Origin of the sequence: Leptospira terpstrae serovar Hualin str. LT 11-33 = ATCC 700639, assembly GCF_000332495.1 — a bacterium.
Taxonomy (GTDB): Bacteria; Spirochaetota; Leptospiria; order Leptospirales; family Leptospiraceae; genus Leptospira_A; species Leptospira_A terpstrae.
In genome coordinates, this window is sequence record NZ_AOGW02000013.1 from 1 (window position 1) to 22251 (window position 22251).

Below are 22251 nucleotides of genomic sequence, written 5' to 3' on the forward strand. Positions count from 1 at the left end.
ACCTACAGTACTTGGATGTGGCCATTTTCTAATCATATGAAACCGAGCTGAGAGTGATGCTAGGAGTTTTCTTGCTCCCCACCTGGGATGGTCTTTTCTCTCTTGTAAAATTAGTTCAATGATTTTCTTTCGAGTTTGGTGTGGATGGTATTTCGGTCTTCGGCTTTTGTCTTTTAACCCATCGATCCCATATAGTTTGTATTGCTTTAAATATTTATACCCCGTCACTCTACTGATATTGAATTCATGACAAAGGTCAGTGAGAGACCACCCACCACGTTTCCAAGCGACAACAAATTTCATTCTTTCTTCAAACACGTTTGTCTCCTTCCAAGCCATGACACACTCCTGGTGTGTACATCGTGTTCTGAATCGAAGAATTAAATTCTTGTTTGTAAAGGATGTTGTGAGATCAATTTGTAAGGGATGAAACTAGTACAGACCCGACCGAAAGCACCCATACATAGTTTACATCTTTGTCCTAATACATGCTTTACAAAAAGGATAAAAGTTGGCTCGGACAAAGGATGCGTTAAGAAACAAGGAGTGGATAGAAAAGACTATGAAAGTAATATAGGCAAAGTTAGGGGCAAGTCCCGAAATTCTAACAAATTTTAGAAAATTACATCCGTTTGGCGATACATTTTTCTTTTTCTCGGGAACGGACTACTCTGGGGTGCGTTTCGTTCAACAGGAACTAAAGACAATAAACAGAAAGAAATCTTTAAATTTTCATTATCATTAATTCTAGAAATATATTCTTCCTGAGTGATACGACCTGCTTCAAAAGCAGCTCGGTGCCTAAGACTGATACTCTCTATTGCGCTTAGAAAATAACTATTAATAGTAGTTACACTTTATTGAACTTCAGGTAACAAAATAATAAATACAATAGATCAAACCAAAAACTGTGCTTTATATCCATTTTATAAAGAATCATCGACCGAACTAAAACTAATGCGAATTTAGGAATTCAAATCATAAACTAACACTATAACAACTATAGTCTTATAATTTCCCACAAAAATTCGGCAAAAAATTTACCACATGTATCATAGAATTCTATGATACAAACCGATTTCAATCTCAAGAGCCCTTGCAATAGGGAATTCAAGACAGAAAACAATTTCTTGTAGTGATATTCACCGCTTCTATATTCAAAAACGCTAAATTAAAAAATAAATTGCCTATTCGGATACAGTCTCCAATTTGCCTTCAAAGTTTTTAAGAAATTACGATGCAAGAAATTAAAATCAATACAACCAATGACATAAAAAAAGACTCCATTGTTACTGGGTTCGAAATGATCTTATTTGAAAAGGACACTCAGGGGAATATTTGGATTGGTTCTTGGAGCCAAAGCCCCATCCTTTATAAAAATGATGGCAATCAAATCACTCGTTATGAATTCCCGATAGGTTATTATCTTGCTAGTGACAACCCATTTGATTCTAATCCAGACAGTGTTTTATTTGGATCTTCGAATTCTATCATATTCTTTAGAGATGAAAAATTTCATAGTATACCTTCTCCAAAATTAGCAAACCCAGCACCATACCAAATTCTAAATATTGGCCAATACTCTTATGTTGTTTTTGCAAATACAAGCGGAAGGAAACAAATTCATAGATGGAATGAAACCAACTGGGATACTTTGAATTCCAATATAGAATTTCAAAACATTGGAAGTCTAAAACAAATAAGCAATAACAGAATTTTGGTTACAGAGAACAATTCTGAAATCGCTTACATACTTGATTTGGATGGTAAGTTTGTATCTGAATTTTCTATCAGTTCTGCGCCGATGAAAGTAAAAGTAAATTCGAAAAAGATATTTCTTTTTTCAGACTCAAAATTAGAGGTAAGGAATACAAATGGTGAACTAAAGAATCTTCTTGATTTGTATGATGATACAATGAAATCCTACTTTGGATCCTATTTAGAATTCATTGATTTAACAGTTGAAGACGAATCCAACCTCACACTACTTTTAAAAGATAAAAATAAAAAACCCGCTAAAAAACATCTATTAAATTTCAACTTAGATACCTTAACTCTTACACCCCACCCCCTCTATGACAAACTAACGCACGATCTAAACTTACTTCGATTCGAAAAAGATAATCTAGGCAACTATTGGTTCAAAGTCTACGGAAACCATTACTCTGAATCGTTTTTCACTTTAAATATGGAATTAGCACAATGAAGCAAAATACAAAACTAAATTTACAAAAAGCAGACCTTTACTACGGAAATCTAAAAGAAATCATCATTGATCGGATGTTAGTGTTTCAATCCCAACGAGATAAATTTCTAAACGCATTTACAAAAAATAAAAATAAATTAGACCAAAGTTTTATAAAAGAATTTGAATCTTTCTATGGCTTCAAACCTGGAAAAGAAATTTTAGAATGGGAAAACCTTAAAAAAGCATACAAAACCATAATGTATGAAGTCGCAGATGTTTGGAACATGATTGACCATCACTCAGCAGAAGAAGAGGAAATGGAAGAAGATGAAGACGGTGGATTTGATTATGCCATTTCTTCTACAGAAAGACTAGTAAAAGTCAAAGATCCTGAAGAAATACTAAGCTGGTTAGTTGGTTCCTATAGTGGATTGATGTTTTTATTTAATGGGTCTTATGCCTTTGCCTCCGATGGCGGTGGAGATACTTGTTGGATCAATCTATTGCCAAATGAAAATGAATCAATCGAAGTCAATCACTACAATCATGAAGTTGGTGAATTAGAAAATCTTCCTTATTTTTCCATAGCTCATTTTATAGCAGATAATTGGAATAATGAATCTAATGAAGGTTATGATGACGAAGAAGAGGAAGAATTTGAAGATCAAAATGAAATCAAAAAAGAGAAAGAACCAATTCTCCTTTCTTTGATCAAAGAAAGCACAATCAAAGCATTTGAAAAAGAGGCAGTCAAAGCTTATGAGTCAAAACCAATATATAACAATTCCTTAGATATGTTTGAAAGATCTAGTTGGTTACTCGGACATAGTTATGGTGACCCAGCTTACGCTTTTACAGAAAAACTAGCTGATGCGCCTTCTTATGTGATATGGGAAGAGGAAAAACAGGAGATTAAAAAATTTCCAAACTTAGCTGCTTATTGGATCTTACATCATTTCTATTTAAAAAATGAAGAGGCTTGTAGGGAAACAATCAAACTTGCAAGTAAATCAAAAGGAAAAATTATAGCGACCCTTAGTGCCCATGTGTTAGCCTATTTGGATGGAAAATCTAAATCATTATTTAATCTTCCAGCTGAGAAAGTAGAAAAGATTCGTTCTCAGACATTTACCAACGCTGACCTGAAACAAATTGAACCTACAAATATTAAACTATATAATGATAGTCTAGGGCTTTCCAATTTAAATACTATTTCTAAAAAAGATTTAGAATCGAGACTAAAAAAGGAAGAAAACCTTTTTCAATTAATGGAAGAATATCCAGATGATGTAAATACTCATGATACCATTCTAAAAGAAATTTCAAAAAAAGATTCAGGCCTAAAGCGTCTGATTGAGGATTATTTTAGAGAGAGGACTGACAGCGCCTACAATACTTGGCCATACAATCCTGAAAAGTTAGATAAACGGCTTTCTGTTCCGATCAATGCTGCCTTTCGACAAGGACTAAAATACGACTCCGAAAATAAAAAAGCCTATTGTGGGATTACAAAAACTGTTGGGATGTTGGATGATGATAGAGCTATGGTTTCTTTTCGAGAGGCAATCCAAAAGCTCAAACAAGACGACCCTAGACTAGAATATGTTGTGGAAGCCTTGATCAAAAGTGACCATGCCGAATCTAATTCCATTTTGGCTGATGCTGCTTGGCGTACTTTTGAAACCTTAGATAATGTAAAAGAAATTCGAGAAAAGGTCCAAAAAGAAGGTCCCACTTTGAACAATATGTTCACAGTGTATACTCACTTGAACGAAGCTTTACAAGAAAGAATACTAACTTTGGATGAAGTTTCTGTTCAGCTGATTCACAAACTTTTTCATTACAAAGATCACTTTGGGTTTTTTGGAATCAGCGTCGGAAATGCTTTTTCTGTATGTGCTCACTTAGAATTAAAAGAACATACTCAAATTATAGCAGACTATGTGAGACGAAGTTTTCAAGTCAAAGGAAGAGACAAAGGATCTTACCTCGATTTGACTCTAATCATTAATGTAGCAGAAGCTGCCTTAGCATGGGCAAAAATGGAGCCCGAAAAAGCAAAACAAGAGTTACATGATTTTTATTCCAAAATAGGAGAATCTTCTTATCCCGGAATTGCTATCGATTTAAAGGCTTGTTATGTGGCAGGATTACTTTTGTTGGAACCAGAGAACGACGAATACTTAGCATTTGCAGAAAGAATTCTCGGAAACAAAGGAGACCAAGTCCGCGTCTATGGAATCATACGATGGATCAGAAAATCAAAAATTCAAAAGTTTAAAGACCACCTTTGGTATCATATTTATGCAGATCCAGACCCTATGGTGGATTATTCTTGGAGTTACATTGAAGTTGAGGCAAGGCGAGCTTGGACCACAATCACTGGAGAAGATGCTCCCGAATTCGATTCTTCTGATAAGTATGCCAATGCACTTTCAAAAAACAAATCTATGTTACCCGATGCCATTCTCCATCCAGAAAAGTACAGCATCCAACATGTATTCGAAAGAATTCGCGAAACAAAATACAAACATGACGACGTAGTTCGTATTGGCGGGACTTGGCTTGTAGAGTCCTTACGCTATTCCCTAGATGAATATAAATATTCAGGATCTTATGACCGTTGGGAAGCCATCAAAGCCTTGTTTTTTCAAGGACGAGGAGTGTATCCATACTTTTTGGAAATCTTTAAACTGCCCTATGCTGCTCCTTCTTGGAAGGCGTATCTATTACAGTTTATGCGAGTGATGGAACCCGAATCGCTTCAATGGAAGAAAGTTCTGTCGATGGAAGCAACTGAAATTCAATCTTTGTTAAAAGAACCAGGTCCCAATTGGTATGTATGGACTGATTTACTCGCAGCAAAATTATTTTTGATAGAGGGTGAATCTTCTTTTGAAATTATTTCTCAAGTGATCGAGAAACGTTTAGAAATGACCAACCAAGAATCCTATGATTCCAGTGTTTATGAAGAGACATTGGGACTTCGGTTGCCACTCCTTTGGAGGTGGTTTGGTAAAAATGGAGATGATAACATACAGTTGCATTGGAAAAATTCCAAAAAAAATTCGGAAACCCATACCATGCTCGATATGGCAGCCAGACGAAAGTTAGATGATAAAATTCCCGATATGCCCGAAATCAAAGAACCAGGCATCTTACTTACTTTCTATCCAGAACAAAGAGAATACGGTTGGCATACATGGATCCATTTGGCACCAGAAACCATTCGATTTGGAACTAACGAGTTCCATCTACATTCCGTATTGCCAGATTCTAAAACTGAATCCAGTATTCCAGCGAACAAGGAATATTTGGAAACTGTTTGGCGAATGGCACATATTTTAGGTTATACGGTTTCTAAGAAAAAACCGAAAGGGAAAAAATAACAGACATTTGATTTGGTCATCCTCGTGTCCATTACCAATGGAGCGCGGGGAAAATCAAACAGACTCACCCTTTGCTACAGATTTTGCATACTCACTCGGAGACATCTTTTTAAGCGACTTAAAGGCTAAATTGAAGTTTGCTTTTGAGTTAAACCCCACTTGGTAAGCTAGTGATAACAAGTTTACCTTTGGCTCTTTTTCTATCAAACGACAAACCTCTGATATACGATATTCGTTGATCAACCGATTGAAGTTCATCCCTAAAAATGCGTTTGTGTATTCACTGAGTTGGTAATCTTTGATGCCTAACTTTTCGGAAAGTGATGCCAAACTCAGATCTTCTTCGCGATAGACACATTCCACTTTCAACAAATAGTCGAGTTCCTTTTGTAATTTTTCCAAATCTAAGTTTAGGATACGAGATGTACGGTAGGATTGCCTAAGACCTGGTAAAATATCTTTAAACAATTCATGATTGATTTCTGTACCAATAAAGGCAACGACAGCCATCAGTGTTGCAAGGCCCGCAGTAAAATAAAGTCCCGAATGCCAACGAAAAATAGTGCTAGTGAGAATAAAACCCGCAAAGGTTATGTTTCCTTTCAGAATCATACCAAGAATTTGGACTCCTAATTTAGCTTCTTTGTTTGGGTTGTTATAAAGGATATTTCTATATTGATAGATCATCCAAACAAAAGCACCCATCCAATAGAGACATCCCAAAATGCATGCGAGTTCGGGAAGAGAAATGGGAGCTCCCGCAAAACTTTGATTCATGGTTTGAGAAAGAGTTTCGGGTGCAAACCATTGTAATATGAGGAGAAATAAAACCACAACAAAGGTCGGATACAAACGATAAAGTTTGCGTAAAGGAACAGGTTCCAGACTTAAAAACTGTTCGATGGTGTACTGCATACTCCCTGGGATCAAATAAATCACAGGAACATATATGTGGTTCCAAAGGGAAGTCTCAAACTCTAGACCAGCATACAAACGATAGGCGTATAAAACCAAGGTCCCACCAGAAAAGGCAGCGATCATGGCAAAAGGAAAACCTTTAGAACCTTTCTCTTTGACAAGGATTCCAATGCCTAAAATGAAATGATACCAAGCCCCAAACTGGAGCCAAGAACCGATGAATTCGATCATGTTCCAAAATTCGGACGAAATGCACGCATCCGTCAACCTTTTGGAGGTCTTTCGTACGAAGAATTAGTACAAAATCATGATATTAGACCTAAAAATTCGTCCAAAATCGCCATCTTAGACGCCAAATGAACGCATTCATGGTAAATTTGAGTCAATTCAGAGGCGAATTATGAAAAAGCAAAAAATCTACCGTCTGCTCTTACCACTCGGAGTCTTCCTCCTCGTGGCTTGCGGACAAAATGGAAACCAAAACTCGAACAATAGTGCAGCCGTACTCGGAGTGTTAAACGGAACAGCTTCCGAAACATCTGCATCACCGGAAGCAATGTTACAAAGCAACGCAAGTCTTTCTCGGGACATCCAATCTGCGTTTGCAAAAGAAAATGATGGAAGTTTTACTTTCAACGATAACATTTCGTATGTCAGTGACGATGGTGTAAAAATTACTGGGAACCTTTTCATTCCAAAATCTGGAACGGGTCCCTTCCCTGCCGTAATTTTTGTCAACAGCTGGGCTCTTAACGAATACGAATACATCGTGCCGGCGGCGAAACTTGCAAAAAAGGGTTACGTAGTATTTAGTTACAACACAAGAGGATTTGGAACTTCTGGAGGACTAATCAACGTTGCTGGTCCGAAAGATATGACAGATCTTTCTAGAGGAATTGATTTTCTTCTTGCGAATGCTCCTGTAAATCCAGCAAACATCGGTATTGCGGGAATTTCTTATGGTGCAGGGATTTCTTTACTTGGTCTAAGCAAAGAACCTAGAATTAAAACAGCGGTTGCCATGAGTGGTTGGGGAAGTTTACCAGATTCTCTTTATGGAAACCAAACTCCAAGACTCGTATGGGGACTTCTTCTTGTCACAGCAGGTTACATCACAGGCAGGATGGATCCAATCATTGCAGAAAACTTTGGAAAACTTTTGGATACAAGAGATGTTGCTACAGTACTCGCTTGGGCCAGTGAACGCTCACCTAACAGTGCAGTAACTGCTCTCAACGCTTCTGGAAAACCTGTTTATATTTCAAACAACTCCCAAGACAATCTTTTCCAACCGAACCAAATCCTCCCTTATTTTGAACAACTGACTGTTCCGAAAAAATTGGATTTAAACAATGGAATTCATGCAACTGCAGAAATTGGCGGAGTTCTTGGACTAAACAACTATGTATGGACCAATGCGTATGATTGGTTTGATTATTGGTTAAAAGGAGTCCAAAACGGAATTATGTTGAAACCAAAAGTTTCCATCCAAAAAAGATTCTCTGATTCTAGAGTTACCTTCTCTGCTTGGCCCAATCCAAACAAAGTGGAACGAACCTATCACTTAAGACCGATGGGACTCTTAAGTCCAGGAAAAATTACACCTACAGCGAACACAACGAACGGAACAGATACCATTCTTTCTGGTGGGACCAGTGCCTCCACAGGAGTTCCCCTACTATCTGAAATTTTAGATGGTGCAGTGTCTGTGCCGGTAACCACGAATGTGAATTTAATTGATCGTACCAATGCAATGGTATATATCTCTGATAAATTGACAAGCCCACTAAAACTCAGAGGAAGGACTTTCTACAAAGGTAAAATCAATAGTTCAGACAATGCTCCTCATGTTGTGGTGTATTTGTATGAAGTGGATGTATGGGGAACCGGAAAACTGATTTCTCATGGAACCGCTACTCTCTTCGGTGTGAAAGGAAAAGACACAGACCTAAATGTTGATTTGCAAGCTGTGGCTCACGACTTTCCAGTGGGAAGCCGCTTAGCGCTTGCCATCGACAATATTGATCCTATGTATGCAGTACCAAAACCAATTTCTTTGTATACAACTGCGTTCAAACATAGCACTTCCACAGCATCGACTCTACGTTTTGAAAGTGAATAATGGAACAAGCCATTAGGTGAATCAGTTAACTTTCGAATGATTTAGATAGAGGGAATCATTAAGTCATTGGATTTAATGATTCCATTGTAAAATTGTTTTCTAATAAAACAACTTTCACCTAGGTACAGTTAGTTTACCAACTGGGAGAGGATTTCCCTCTCCCCTTCTTTTCCAAAAAACAAAAATAAACAAACGCCCCGGATAGTAGCGAAAATCCTTTCGCAGCTGCGAAAGATTGCAGCGAATAGCCGGAAATGGCGCCCCAACTTACTTATTTTTCCTTATATAGGATCAGATTAGAATGGACTTAGTTGGTTTAAGCGCCAGACTTTGTACGATTCATAAATAAAGGGAACCCCGTTGCCGATACATTATTACGCTGGCCTTCATCTAGGTGAGATTACCACCAAACTTGGAAAACAAATCACCGAAGACCAAAGAGAAAATCCACTCAAACGACCACTCGTTGTAGTTCCCAATCAAAATCTAATCCCATGGTTACGACTAAACTTACCAAAGTATGATCCTTCACATCTTTCCTTAAACATTGAATTTACGTTTTTGGAAAAGGCAATTTTAAGAACTATATTTCAATCATTGAATATACAAAATTACGAAGAAGAAACCGCGCTGTATCAATACGATAGATTAAAACGAGATTGTTTTGCCCTACTTTACAAAAAACAAAATTCATTATTTAATAAATTCCCTGAGATGGAACAGTATTTAGAGGAGATTCCGAAGTTATATTATCTTTCCGATGTACTTACTAAATACTTTAAAGATTATGAACTCAACCGTGAAGAGTGGATCAAAGATTGGCTTAGTTTGGAAACCAAATCCATTCCAAACGAACTAAAAAAAGATCCATATTGGGAATTAGAAAAACAAATTTACACTGAGATTTACAAAGACAACTCAAAACCTAAAAACTTATTTCAGTATTTGGAAGAAGGGAAAAAGTTATCTTTGAATGGCGACTTACACTTGTTTTGTTTATCGAATCTTTCTGGAACTTATATAGATTTTTTTAAACAAACAGCTCTGGTGCAAGATTCTAAACTAACCGTACATATCTACCAGTTTCACAATGGCAAAACCATTGGCAAAAATTCCGAAAAAACTAAAAACTATTTATCCAAGTTTTCAAAACCACAATCCTTTTTGGCAAAGGAATTTGCAAATGATCAGTATAACAAACAAAAGCCAAAATTTGTCAATGGTGGGATGCTTTCTAAATTAAAATCATTTTTACTGGAAGAGTCTCCTAAAACCGACAACTATTTAGAAGATCAAACAGTTCGAGTTTGGAACGCACCTTCTGTTTACCGCGAAGTGGAATCAATAGCACATGATATCTTACATAAAATTAGTATCAGCAAAGGAAAACTAAATTTATTAGATTTTGCAATTCTTGTACCCAATATGAACGAATACCGTTCTGCCGTAGAATGGGTGTTTGATGGCGGGATTTACACAACACGAAACAAAGAACATCTACCGAAGTTACTAAAGATACCTTATTCGATTACAGATTTGGTGGCAAAAGATACTTCGCAACTATATTTGGCATTATCTACATTGTTTCGCTGCTTAAAAAACAATCGATTTGAAAAAGAAGATATTCATACTCTTTTTAAAAATCCTCTCATCGTAAATCCAAATGAAAGCGACGAAGAAACGCCAGTAAAAGTATTAGATTTGATAGAATCTTTAGGATCAATTTATGAAGAGGATAAAGAATTTAATCCTTATACAATTTCCTTTGGCCTCAAACGTGCAGTTGTTTCTATGGTTGCTGAAGAAGAAGCAGCATGGTCAGAACTTCAGATGGTTACAAAACCGATCACTTCAAACAATACTATCATCCAATTCGTAGAAATTTGGAATCGTATCAAAGAAATCCAATGGGATTTAAAAGAAAAAATTTTAAAAACACCAAAAGGTGAAAGATATCCAATCTTAGAAAATTCATTTCAAAAATTATTTTCGTTTGAAGGAGAATGGGAAAGAGAACGTTTATACTTCAACGCATGGCTTAAGTCAATTGAGTTTTGGTGTGACTCCGATTGGAACCAAACAAGTGACTTTTTAGAAATGATGTCTTTACTAACGGAAGAAACTTTTTCTGACATTCCCATGCAAAGAGGAAATTATTTAACCGAGGGCATTACGGTTTCTCTTTTACAACCAATGCGACCTATTCCTTTTTTGCATGTTTACATTGCAGGACTCGGGGAAGGAAAATTTCCAGGTACCGTAGATAGATCTAGATTCAATTTAAGAAGGTATGATTCCAAACCTTGGGATCTTAATCGAAGAGAAATCCAAGAATCCTTATTTTGGGAATCCATCCTTTCCGCGGAAGAAAGTATCACATTTTCTTATGTTGGTAAAAACACATTAGAAGACAAAGAATTCGAACCCTGTTCAACTTTATTTGAAGTAATGACTGCAATGGAACTTAAAGAAGCCGTAGATTTGCCACTAACATCATATAGTCGATTTTATGATAAAAATCCATTCCCTTCCTTTGATTATGTTCGTAATTTAGAAAGATTTAGAAACTCTAACGGAACATTGCCAAATCCAAGTTTTACTGATCCAAATTCATTAACTAAAATAGAAATTTCAGAAGTGAAATCTAACGAAATCACTGTGCAACAACTCACCAATGGACTAAAGAATCCCATCTTAGTACCCTTATTAGAAAACCTAGGCAAGATTTGGGAGGAGGAAGAAACGCAAGAGGAAGAACCATTCCGGCTCAATCAATTAGAAATTTTTACCATTAAATCAATTTTTATTCCTATCTTTACTGAGTCCTTAGTGAAAGACAAAGAATGGATTTGGAACCGAGAAAATATAAAAACTCATCTAGCTGAACTCACCCTGAGAGCAGAACAAAATGCAGAATTTCCTTATGGTGCCTTTCATATTGTTTCTACTGAAGTATTATTAGACGAGTTAGATATTATCTCTGAAAGGTTTCGAATCTTAAAGGAATCTCTCTTCCATCCAGAAGACAATCTATCGTATTTAAAGGCAGTTTCCATTGGAGACACAGGGCTTCGCGATTGTAAAAAACTTGAACCTTACCGTCTAACAGAGATTTATTTACTCACTGGGGAATGGGAAAACATCATTGAAAAAGATGGCGTATACTATTGGTTTTATGCTGGCAGTTTGTACGATAAACCAAAATACCCAAATGAGTATTTAAAAGATTATCTCGGAAAAATGGCATTTGTTTTGATTAGCGCCTGTTTGTTTCGGCTTACCGGAAATGCTTTAGTCACCATTCCAGCAAATGCAAAAGATTTCAAAAATGAAACTTGGATAGATATGTCCGAACTTTTGGTAGAAGATTGCCGGTCTTATTTAAATTCTATATTTCAATTAGTGAAGACAGATAATCCGATTTATATCCCGACTGCAGGTTTAAATCTTTTCTTTTCTCAACATCCTTTGGAAGAAATAATAACAAATTTAGATCAAATCGATGAACTTTGGAAGGTTTTTCTAAAAGAAGAAAGTGAAACAGTTTTGCATTTTGAAAATCAGATTATGAAACTCTCTCCTTATACAAAAGTATTGCTAGAAAATTTTTCCATACGATCAGTATTGGAGATTTTTATACCTCTTTTAAAAAAGGGATTTTAATCAATGGACCATCCCCTACTCCACAAACCTAAGTTCATTGAAGCCTCAGCCGGTACCGGCAAAACCCATCTAATCATGGAAATGTTAGGTGAGATCATGAAACATGATGTAGAGAACAATATTTCTGAGAACAGACTTCTAAATACTCTCGTACTTACCTTTACCGAAAAAGCTGCCGGAGAATTGAAAGGAAGACTCAAAACTAAAATTTTAGAACTTTCTGAAAACGGAAAACACTCAATCTACTCTCGTTATCTACGCGATTTAGACCAAGTCACCATATCTACCATCCATGGGTTTTGTAATATGGTCTTAAAAGAATATCCAATAGAAACTCAAAACAATCCCAATGTCCGATTAACAAGCTCTGATGAATTAATTAAAAAATGTTTTTACTTACTAAAACGAAACCATTGGGGACGTAGAAATTATAATGAATTAGCAAAGGATTTAAGCCAGTCCAAAGCCTTAGAAAAGGAAAAATCCATCACTGATACTGTATCAAAACTTCTTTCCAATACAAAAGAATATTATTTTCCTAAGGTTTTAACTTTAGAGGAGACGATTACTTCACCTAATCTAGAAAATATTATTTCTTCTTTAACTCAAGTGATTCAATCAATGAAGGGACCAGTTGGAGATTTTATTTTCGAACAAGGAGACAAGAGAACTATTCAAAAATGGAGAGAGAGTTGGTTTTCTATGGATACCATACTCGAAGCCATTCTTTCGAAAGACTTAGAAATCCTTAAAACTGAATTACAAAGAATCGGAAGTTTCCAAAGAACGGCTGACAAAGTTTCTTACCAAGGCTTCGCTTATCTTTTGTTAACTGGGAAAAATATCACAAAAAATCTAAATAAAGAAGCTATAGAATTACAATCTTCCATTTCAAAATTAATTTCCTTATTCGAAGAAACCTTTCCGATAGATAAAATTGACTTAGAGGGTGAATGGTTTTTGCAAGAAACGGCACTAAGGCTCACCCAAGATACAAAACTTCAATTAAAAACTGGAGATTTACTGACTTATGATCAGATGATCTTAAAGGTACATGAAACAGTAGTTACGGCTCCCAATCCATCACTTGTACAATCATTAAAAGAAAGATACCAAGTTTGTATTTTAGATGAGTTCCAAGATACAGACAAAAACCAATACCAAATTTTTCGCTCCTTATTTGTGGACCACAAAGACAAAACCAGAATGTTATTTTGTATTGGCGACCCAAAACAAAGTATTTACGGATTCAGAGGAGCTGATATTGGAATTTATTTGGAAGCAGCGAGTGATTTTGCCAACTCCAAAGACAGCCTATCAACGAACTTCCGCTCTACGAAAGAAATCATAGATGGTTTGAACCTTCTCTTTTACAACAAAGACAAGGAATTGGGAGAAACCAATTTTTTCCCGATCGAAGAGCCAGGTTCCAAAAAAGAAAATTACCAATACCACCCGGTTGCCTACCCTGATGCATCAGTTATTAAATATACCTATAGCGATTCAAAAGAATTCGGTATCCACATCATCCAACATCCAGAGCACTTACAAAATGTAAGCCAAGCAAGGAGTGTATGGGCAGAATCTATAAAAAAAGAAATTTTGTCCTTCCAACAAAAAAAACAATCGTTATCTTACAATAAAAAAGGAGAACCCTTCTCCCAATCAGTTAAACTCAAAGATATCGCTGTATTATGTGGTAGTAAAAAAGAAACAGAGTTAATCGAAAAAACTTTATCAGATGTTGGAATCCCCTGTTCCATCTACAAACAGAGAGGAATTTTTCAATCTAGAGAAGCAGATCAAATTGAAAACTTATTGGAATGTTTAGCAGAATCGAATAGCTCTCGATCTTACAAACGAATTCTTTTCTCTGATCTTTTTGCAGTTCATCCAGAAGATCTGTCGAAGTACAATGAACATTCCATTGATTCGTATGAAAAGTCGTTAATCGATGTTTGGCTAAAACTGATCAGGGACAATCGTTATGCGGCATTCTTTCGCTCTGTCATGGATGAAACCCAAATACTCTGGAATCACGATCTTAAAAATTTAGAATGGGAAAGAAAACGAACGAACTATAGACAGATATTCCAAAGATTATTGGAATTCCAAATTCGCTCCAACGCAAATCTTAATGAACTACTGTCGGAATTACGAGAACTTAAAAAAGCAAAATCTTCTCCTGAGGAAGAACCTCTGTTTGACAGAGAAACCGAAGACGATGCTGTCCAAATTTTAACTATCCATGCCTCCAAGGGTTTGGAATGGCCCATTGTATTTTTATACTATTTTGGAACAAGACCCCAAAGTCTTACCCATTATGAATACCCAACACTCATAAACGAAAATGGAAAATCCGAAAGAAAATGGATTCTTAGTTTATGGGATTCAAAAAACGGAAAACAAAATGAATTTAATCATTTTATAAATGAACAAAAACGTCTGTTATATGTTGCCTTAACAAGACCCAACCTAAGATTGTATCTACCAATGTTGTCTTGGGGTAGAGATTTTATTCAAAAATCTGGCTATGGTAATATTTTATACACTGAACTCGAAAGAATCCAAGAACATTACTCCAATCATACGGGTCCTGAAAACAGTTATCTTTTCCGTACAGAAAGTAATATTCAATCAATCGATAAGCCAAGTGATACAGATGGCTCAAACTCAGCGAAACATCAAAATGCTGCAGCGATTGTTTTTCCTACAGATATCAAAGCAGGCAGAATCTTATTGCAACATAGTTATACAAGTCTACAAACCTCTCAAGGTCATTTAGTAAAAAACGAAGAGCCGCTAAAAGAAATTGAAGAGAACTTAGAACCAGCACCTTCAAACACTGAATCGAAATTACCTTCGAGTTCAAGAATCGGAAATTTTTTACATCGCATACTAGAATTATGTGAGTTTTCAATTTTTGAACTTCCCATTGATGCAATCGAAAGACACCCTTCTTGGATATGGTCTTACAGCCAATCAATTCGACAATACCCCGTAAAACTTAGATTAGACTCAAATGAAAGTTTAGAAAAGATTGTGCTAAACCTGCTGAAAAGAGCAATGACTGCAGAAATCACTCTTGCAGATGGTGAACCATTTGTTTTGTGCCAACTGAAACAAGAAGACAAATCCTCTGAATTAAAATTCCATTTATACATTCAAAAGATGTTAGAAAAATCCGGTGCAGAATTAACACCAGGATTTGAAAACTACCTAAAGGGAGCTATTGATTTGGTTTTTGTTAAAAATGGAAAATATTATATCGCAGATTATAAATCCAATCTTTTACCAAATGATCTTTATGACAAAAACGCTGTGACAACTGCTGTGATTGAAAAGGGATATGTGATTCAAAAGTCTGTATATGCTTTGATTCTATTTGATTATCTCACTTCGCTTTATGGAAACAAACTGGCTCTAGAAAAGTTTGGAGGAGTGTATTATCTTTTCCTTCGTGGAATGGGAATGGCAAAAAACTCAGGTATCTATTCAGATCTTAAGTCGTCGCAATCAGAATGGACTTTAGATACTTTTACTGAAATTCGAAAAGAAGTTTTAACCTATGTTCGAGAAGCGTCACTTAGTTTAGAGAAGTTATACTTATGAAAGAAACAGAGTCCTCTTATTTGGAAATGGCAAAAGAAATCATAGCGCACTTCCCCCACATTCAAAAAGACCAGGAAGGGTTGGTTGCCAATCTGATTGAAGTTACACAAAACGGAGATTTATACTTACCTGTAGAGGATTCAAAATTCTTAAAAGATTTTAAGAACCAATTCCCTTTCCACTTGGAATCAATAGGTAACGAAACAAGACTCTACTTTCAAAAAACATATAGTGAAAAAATCCATTTTGAAACAAAGGTAAGAACATTACTTTCCAGCCGATCTGAAAATAACAAGTTAACCAAACTACAGATTTCGGAAATAGAACCTATTATTTCAAAACTAGAAACTCAATTTCGAAATCCACTGGCATTAGAGCAAAAAAAAGCAGTGGCAGAGTCCATTTCTTCTTCTTTTCGAATTGTCGCAGGTGGACCAGGAACAGGCAAAACTACTGTTGTTTCCTTCATATTGAAGGTGTTAGATGAACTAAATGAATTACCGAGTCCAAATCATATTGCACTTGTAGCACCAACTGGCAGAGCCGCGCAAAGACTTACAGAATCTATTCAAAAAAATCTAAGTTACTTCTCAAACACTAAAGAATTGGCATCTTCATTACGTGGACAAACCATTCACAATTTATTAAAATATTTTCCAGACACTAAAAAACCTTATTACGGAGAAAAAAGATACCTTCCTTTTGATTTTATTATCATGGATGAAACTTCTATGGTAGATATGGCACTGATGAATTTGTTTTTGGACTCTATTAGCGAAAAAACTCATTTAATATTGTTAGGTGACCCTAATCAATTGCCTTCCGTTGGCCAAGGGGAAGTTTTATCCGATCTTTTGATAGAATTCAGAAAACAAGGAAAATTCGTTTCCGAATTAAAATCCAATCATAGATCTTTGGTTTCTTCTGAATTTAGTCAATTTGCAGAATTAGTAAAAGATTCTTTTGATTTACCAAATACAAAAACTTCCTTTCCCAGTCCAAAAATTTTAGATTCTATTCAAAACAACGAAACTACAGATTTCATCTGGCTCCAAAAAGAAGAACCTAAACCCAATGACGACATTCCCTTTAAAAATTGGAAACAAGATGATTTGATCCATTACTTATGGAAAGATTTCTTTTTGCCCACAGCTACCCTTTCCGCCAACCTAAACTGGAAAAAAGAAGATTTAACAACTAACCAAAACAAAGAAACATTAGAAAAGTTGATTTCAGATTATCGTTGTTTGACTATACTAAGAAATGGTTATTATGGAATTGAATCTATACAAAGTAGAATATTAGAGCTCGCAAAAAAACAACTCACCTCTTCACACAATAACCCGCAAAACATTGAATATCGTCATTTAGCAAAATCTTTTTATTTTGAAGGAATGCCTATCATCATCAAAAGAAACGATCAAATCAGAAAACTATTTAATGGAGACATTGGACTTGTCTTAAAAATAGAATCGGAACTAAGAGCTGTATTTTCGATAGAAAATAGATTGTATTCATTTGCTTTGGATACTTTACCCGACCACGAACCTGCATTTTTTCTTACCATACACAAAAGTCAAGGATCCGAATACAATACCATTATTTTGTATTTACCACCGGTATCTTCTTATCAATCAGAGGATTCTGAAGAAATTCCCATCCTCAACCGAAGAATCTTATACACAGCAGTAACGAGAGCCAAAAAGAAAGTGATCCTCATGGGGGATTATTCTACCTGGAAATTAGGTTTAGAAACCTTTAGGAAACGGAACACAGGTTTCCAATTATTTTAAAGTTTTTAACAACTTTATTACTGTTTCCAAATTTCCTAAAACCAACCTTCCACCAGAACCGATAATGGAAAATTCTAACATTAAATTAATACTATTTCCGAAATCTTCATTCAGTAAAAAACCATCTTCATCGATCGCATAACCGGAAACATGTGGGTTGGTTGGGATTTTTGACTTAACAATTTCCGGCAAACTACGGTTATCATTTAAATAACCCAAAACTAATTTGCCTTTGGCATAAGCATACCCTATTTCAAAAGCAGTTCCATCATCTACGCAAGCCCCTCGGAAAGGATTACAATTTGCAATCACAATGTCTGATTTTTGAATTAGAGACAAATTCTCTTGGAAGATCTGATTGGCTTTAGCTAACTTTATTTTATCAGTTACTTCACCATCAAAAGGGCTAAGTGCATGGTATCCAAATGACTCACAGAGTTTTTTTGACTTGGAAAGTACTTCCAAAGCATTTGGCAGAAAAACTTCCGGACCCGCAAGATATATTGTTTGCATACTGAATTCTATACGTAGCCGGAAAAAGATTTAAAGAAATTTTTAATTTACCTGAGGGTCAGCCGGAGTCACTTTTACATCACTAAAAGCAAATTTGCCATCCAATCCAAAATAATAAAACCTAGGTCTTTGTGGATTGTATTGCAAATCCCAGGCATCCAGAGCATTGTCCACCCCTACAAACCATTGGAAGTGCCCAAAAAATCTTTGGGACAAACGTAAATTTAAATTTGTATGTGGGTTAACCATTCGATATCCATAAGTGGGACTTGTAGTGCAATATGACAAATTATTTTCCGAACAATAATCCGAAACACCAGCAGGCAGCGCACTAAGCGAATTTGTTATGTTAGCTTGTGCCTGGCTATTCAAGAGTGATTCTAAACCATCAAAGTTTGGCGGGAGGTCAGGGTTACACCAAAATGGATTTTTAACACAATAGTATGGTTGTTTTCCAAATACAACAGCAAATACAGACAACGACAATCCACTAGATTTTTCATCTAATCGAACACTAAAATTCCAACGATGTGGACCTCTACCTTCAAGGGGAAGTTTCGTAAGTTCATCTCTGGTATCTGTATAAGTATATCCAACACTTGTGGATAATATCTCAGTAAGGCGAAGATTAATTGATGATTCAATCCCTTGTGTAGTAGCTTTCTGGTAGTTAGAAGTTTGATATACCATTAAACCCGAAGAATCTCTCACAGGGTTGGTTCTAAATCCAATCAAATTATCTACATTGTTATGAAACAAGTTTGTACTATACCAAATTCTTTTTGTAATATCCCACTCCCAACCAAAATTATAACTTCTGGAAAGTTCTGGTTTTAAATTTGAACTCCCTACTACCCGGTAACCAACACCAGGATTTAAAAAATTAAAGTATAGGTCTTGGAAACTTGGTGCTCTATAGCCAAGTCCATTTGCTGCGCGAAAACGAAACTGATCTGTGACGTCATAACGAATCGCTAATTTCGGAAGCCATTCTCCTCCATAAATAGAGTCATGATCATATCGAACTCCTGGTACAATTTGTATTCTAGGTTTATCAGATACTTTCCACTCGTCCTGAACAAAAAACGCATTCCTAAAACGGTAAGCATTCCCATTAATCGTTTGTCCTTTAGTTAATTCAGGATTAAAATCCTCATAACATATATTTGGATAGGCTCTTCGACAATCAGGAGCAATACGTGCAGAAGAAATTTGATCTTGTAAATTTTCTGCACCAACGGAAGTTATATGATTTTCTGAAATTTTATAGTCTACTCTAGATCTAAATTCGGTTACTGCGTTGTCTGTTCTTTGTTGTGAATCCAGATCATCTGCTTTCCTTTGATCTGTAGTATACAAATCCTGAAACCTAGAATAATTAGCGTTTAGGTTTACATTGACTTTTTTGTTTGCCACCCAATCCACATTGAATGCACCCATAAAGTCATGGGTTTTGTTTCTTCGGTCATAGATCGTTCTTGGAGGTGAAGCATCAACTGCAGTTTGATCTAAATGTCTATAATAGAACTGTCCTGTTAGAGTAAGATTGTCCATTGCATGGTAAACCGTTTTGTTAGAAAGATTCATATCATTAAAGGCACTTCCGGATGTAGACTCTAAAGGCGGAGTATAATTTGGCAATTTTGTTGCTAACAAATACGAGTTCACAATGGAAGTATTCGCTGGATATGGATTATAACCAGGAGCTAAAGATGCATACCTTCCATTCCTAGGACCTGGTGTTGCATCATGAGTTAAATCATATCCATCTCCTTTATGCCAACCGACTGTAATGAGAGTTGATAGTTTCTCCGTTTTTGCTCCGACGGTTGCATAATTTCGGAACTCCATATAAGGACCATAATACTTTTCACTTCCAGACCCTCCCTGGGTACGGAACTCGGCATACAATGGATCCTGTGCTTCTTTAGTAATGATATTAATCACACCGGCTATAGCATCTGACCCATAAATCGCAGAAGAAGCTCCCTTTACTATCTCAATCCTTTCGATATCTTCTGCTTTAAATCGTGTTAAGTCTATCGAACCGCTAAACCGCCCTGTTGTTCTCTGGCCATCCACAAGAATAAGTACATTTTGTGCGGATAACCCTTGTAAACGAACAGTTTGGCCTCTTTCTCCAGACTGTGCTGGTCTTACTTCAATTCCAGGCACATTCCCCAATGTTTGCGAAAGATCTCTTGCACCCATGGCATCAATATCTTTTCTAGTAATCACTTCTGTGGTGATAGTGGAATCTTTAAGAAGATTTCTTCTTCTTGTCCCAGTAACAGTGATTATATTCGATCTATCGCTACTTACTTCATTTGGTTGATTTCCAGATTCTCCATGTTTTTGTTGTTTTACAGTTTCCTGAGGAGTTTGAGGTTGAGAAGGCTCCTCTTCTTTTTTAGGTAGATTACTTTGCGAAAGTAAACTAGTATGAACCAATATGGAAAAGAAAAAGATTCTATTTAGATGAATGAAACCCTTCCTACCGAACAATTCTGCAGAAGCCAATTTATAAATCATTTTCGCTAAACTCAAGACCTCTAACCGGGGCTAAAATTTTTTCCATTGAAACTTTGGATACCCAGAAGTTCCTGCAGCGTTATAGTAATCTAACATCTGCAATGCATATTTTGACCCATCACTTCCAGTTACTATATAAACATTTGTTTTCGCAGTAAGTATTGTATTGGAATAAGTATACCAAGCACCGTACCCCGGAGGCATAGGAGACAAATCCAGGGGAGCAGCCAAAACAGGATTAATACTTTCCGAAGAAGCAGAAACTGGCCCACCACCGGCTGAGGAAAGTTTGACGTCTACGACTGCCGTACACTCTGAACCATTATAGGTTGCCGCAAAATTAGTGGACCCAGAATCGCATGCGCCACCACTTCCTGATCCACTCGTTCCACTATTGGTAGCAACATTATATCTTTTAAATGCAATATCCCACTGTGCGGACGAGTCAACTGCAACTCCGTTCGATTTTAAGCTTACATGTATCCAAGCACAGGCGGAAGATGCATTCACAGTTGTAGTGTAGGAACCCGTAGTACTTACAGCATTTGCAGTCGCAGTACAGGGAAGGTTATTTGCATTTCCACCTGTCAGCAGAAATAAAAGCGCCGCAGAATCATCCTCTGCTTTTGGCTTCATTGAACAATCCGCAAACAAAACAATCAAGAAAATGCAAAATACAGAAACTGAAATTTGTCTTTTTGATTTCGAAAAAATAGCCATAGGATCTCTCACTTATATTTTGTTAGCTGCCGAAAACGTACGTTTATCGGCATATTCATTCTCTTTTTAAAGAACACTTTCCGAAGATACTGTGATTTTTGTTCCAGTAAATAGAGTTACGTTACTAAAACGAAAGTAAGCTTGAGTCCCTTCAGTCATTATATTCCCAGGTGTTGGCCATCCTGAATAATTAATAATTGCGTTTTCTTTTTGAAGTGTTGCTGTTAACTTACAGTTAGCTCCAGCCACTCCCGTTACCCAAAGGTATGTTGTTGGAGCAGAAGTAGTTCCAGAAAAACTTACACAAAGCTCTTGTTCGGTCGAATAACTAAAGCTAGTTGGATTTGCACCTGAATCCATTTGTCCGCCTTGGTAGTTTCCATACTGTGCATTTCGAAACCAAGCATAGGGATTTGGGCTCGATACTGATTTCCCTGTGGTAAAAGTATATTGGCCAGAAAGAGTAGGAGTTGTGCTTGTTGGTGTTGCAGAGTAACCAAGCAACAAATAAAAGTATCCGTTATCACCTGGTGCCCTCATTCCTTCGAGGCGAAAAAATCGACCTTGTCCTGCTGCTGGAGTACAAAGAGGCGAATAAGTACCGGAAACATAAGAACTATCAACTACAGTTTCACATCGTTTGGTGGCATCCGACAGTGCCTGAGAAATTGTGAGCAATCCCAATGTAGTATTGTTATCTTTATTATCTTCCTGTTCGCAGGAAATGAGTGTTATGCTAAGGCTAAATGCCAGAGCTACAACTGTGAATTTGTTGAGCTTGTTCATAGGCGCTCTCCTATT

General features: G+C 36.4%; 12 protein-coding genes. 6 read left to right on the forward strand and 6 right to left on the reverse strand.

Going from position 1 to position 22251, the window contains the following annotated elements; all coding sequences use genetic code 11:
- On the reverse strand, nt 1–339 hold a 339-nt coding region (locus tag LEP1GSC203_RS14445; RefSeq protein ID WP_002974854.1), incomplete at its 3' end, for a helix-turn-helix domain-containing protein.
- 898 nt (nt 340–1237) lie between these two features.
- Here LEP1GSC203_RS14445 and LEP1GSC203_RS14450 point away from each other — a divergent pair.
- Entirely contained in the window at nt 1238–2206 is a 969-nt protein-coding gene (locus tag LEP1GSC203_RS14450) for a hypothetical protein (RefSeq protein ID WP_002974849.1), read from the forward strand.
- Nucleotides 2203–5577 (forward strand): hypothetical protein, encoded by a 3375-nt coding sequence (locus LEP1GSC203_RS14455; protein WP_002974813.1) that lies wholly within the window; start codon nt 2203–2205, stop codon nt 5575–5577. Before LEP1GSC203_RS14450 ends, LEP1GSC203_RS14455 begins: the two co-directional genes overlap by 4 nt.
- Before the next feature lie 54 nt (nt 5578–5631).
- On the opposite strand, the gene LEP1GSC203_RS14460 is transcribed toward LEP1GSC203_RS14455, so the two are convergent.
- Complete coding sequence (locus tag LEP1GSC203_RS14460) at nt 5632–6726, reverse strand: helix-turn-helix domain-containing protein (RefSeq protein ID WP_002974824.1); 1095 nt, start codon at nt 6724–6726, stop codon at nt 5632–5634.
- 169 nt (nt 6727–6895) lie between these two features.
- On the opposite strand from LEP1GSC203_RS14460, the gene LEP1GSC203_RS14465 reads away from it, so the two are divergent.
- From LEP1GSC203_RS14465 to recD, 4 genes are all read left to right on the forward strand, one after another.
- Nucleotides 6896–8617 carry an alpha/beta fold hydrolase gene (locus LEP1GSC203_RS14465; protein ID WP_002974844.1) on the forward strand — a complete coding sequence of 574 codons (1722 nt, stop codon included), beginning with the start codon at nt 6896–6898 and terminating at the stop codon, nt 8615–8617.
- Between the two features lie 360 nt (nt 8618–8977).
- Complete coding sequence (locus LEP1GSC203_RS14470) at nt 8978–12280, forward strand: exodeoxyribonuclease V subunit gamma (RefSeq protein WP_002974840.1); 3303 nt, start codon at nt 8978–8980, stop codon at nt 12278–12280.
- 3 nt (nt 12281–12283) lie between these two features.
- The gene (locus LEP1GSC203_RS14475) at nt 12284–15892 is read left to right on the forward strand and encodes a UvrD-helicase domain-containing protein (protein WP_002974833.1); all 3609 of its coding nucleotides are present in this window, start codon (nt 12284–12286) and stop codon (nt 15890–15892) included.
- A complete protein-coding gene (gene recD, locus LEP1GSC203_RS14480) occupies nt 15889–17685 on the forward strand; it encodes an exodeoxyribonuclease V subunit alpha (protein ID WP_002974810.1) in 1797 nt (598 codons plus the stop codon). Before LEP1GSC203_RS14475 ends, recD begins: the two co-directional genes overlap by 4 nt.
- On the opposite strand, the gene LEP1GSC203_RS14485 is transcribed toward recD, so the two are convergent.
- The 4 genes from LEP1GSC203_RS14485 to LEP1GSC203_RS14500 form a co-directional block, all read right to left on the reverse strand.
- Complete coding sequence (locus LEP1GSC203_RS14485; RefSeq protein ID WP_002974835.1) at nt 17677–18198, reverse strand: nucleoside 2-deoxyribosyltransferase; 522 nt, start codon at nt 18196–18198, stop codon at nt 17677–17679. The two genes, recD and LEP1GSC203_RS14485, sit on opposite strands and share 9 nt — an antisense overlap.
- 42 nt (nt 18199–18240) lie before the next feature.
- Nucleotides 18241–20730: a TonB-dependent receptor plug domain-containing protein gene (locus tag LEP1GSC203_RS14490; protein WP_232225905.1), complete on the reverse strand. Its 2490-nt coding sequence runs from the start codon at nt 20728–20730 to the stop codon at nt 18241–18243.
- 30 nt (nt 20731–20760) lie between these two features.
- Nucleotides 20761–21366 carry an HmuY family protein gene (locus LEP1GSC203_RS14495; RefSeq protein WP_002974838.1) on the reverse strand — a complete coding sequence of 202 codons (606 nt, stop codon included), beginning with the start codon at nt 21364–21366 and terminating at the stop codon, nt 20761–20763.
- 150 nt (nt 21367–21516) lie between these two features.
- Nucleotides 21517–22236, reverse strand: a complete 720-nt coding sequence (locus LEP1GSC203_RS14500; protein ID WP_002974846.1) for a hypothetical protein — start codon at nt 22234–22236, stop codon at nt 21517–21519.
- Nucleotides 22237–22251: the final 15 nt, after the last annotated feature.

Bases quoted from the DNA above. Each gene is read 5' to 3' on its own strand.
- LEP1GSC203_RS14485 (WP_002974835.1), bottom strand. From the start codon at position 18,198: ATGCAAACAATATATCTTGCGGGTCCGGAAGTTTTTCTGCCAAATGCT.
- LEP1GSC203_RS14500 (WP_002974846.1), bottom strand. From the start codon at position 22,236: ATGAACAAGCTCAACAAATTCACAGTTGTAGCTCTGGCATTTAGCCTT.
- recD (WP_002974810.1), top strand. From the start codon at position 15,889: ATGAAAGAAACAGAGTCCTCTTATTTGGAAATGGCAAAAGAAATCATA.
- LEP1GSC203_RS14450 (WP_002974849.1), top strand. From the start codon at position 1,238: ATGCAAGAAATTAAAATCAATACAACCAATGACATAAAAAAAGACTCC.
- LEP1GSC203_RS14475 (WP_002974833.1), top strand. From the start codon at position 12,284: ATGGACCATCCCCTACTCCACAAACCTAAGTTCATTGAAGCCTCAGCC.
- LEP1GSC203_RS14455 (WP_002974813.1), top strand. From the start codon at position 2,203: ATGAAGCAAAATACAAAACTAAATTTACAAAAAGCAGACCTTTACTAC.
- LEP1GSC203_RS14465 (WP_002974844.1), top strand. From the start codon at position 6,896: ATGAAAAAGCAAAAAATCTACCGTCTGCTCTTACCACTCGGAGTCTTC.
- LEP1GSC203_RS14490 (WP_232225905.1), bottom strand. From the start codon at position 20,730: ATGATTTATAAATTGGCTTCTGCAGAATTGTTCGGTAGGAAGGGTTTC.
- LEP1GSC203_RS14495 (WP_002974838.1), bottom strand. From the start codon at position 21,366: ATGAAGCCAAAAGCAGAGGATGATTCTGCGGCGCTTTTATTTCTGCTG.
- LEP1GSC203_RS14460 (WP_002974824.1), bottom strand. From the start codon at position 6,726: ATGATCGAATTCATCGGTTCTTGGCTCCAGTTTGGGGCTTGGTATCAT.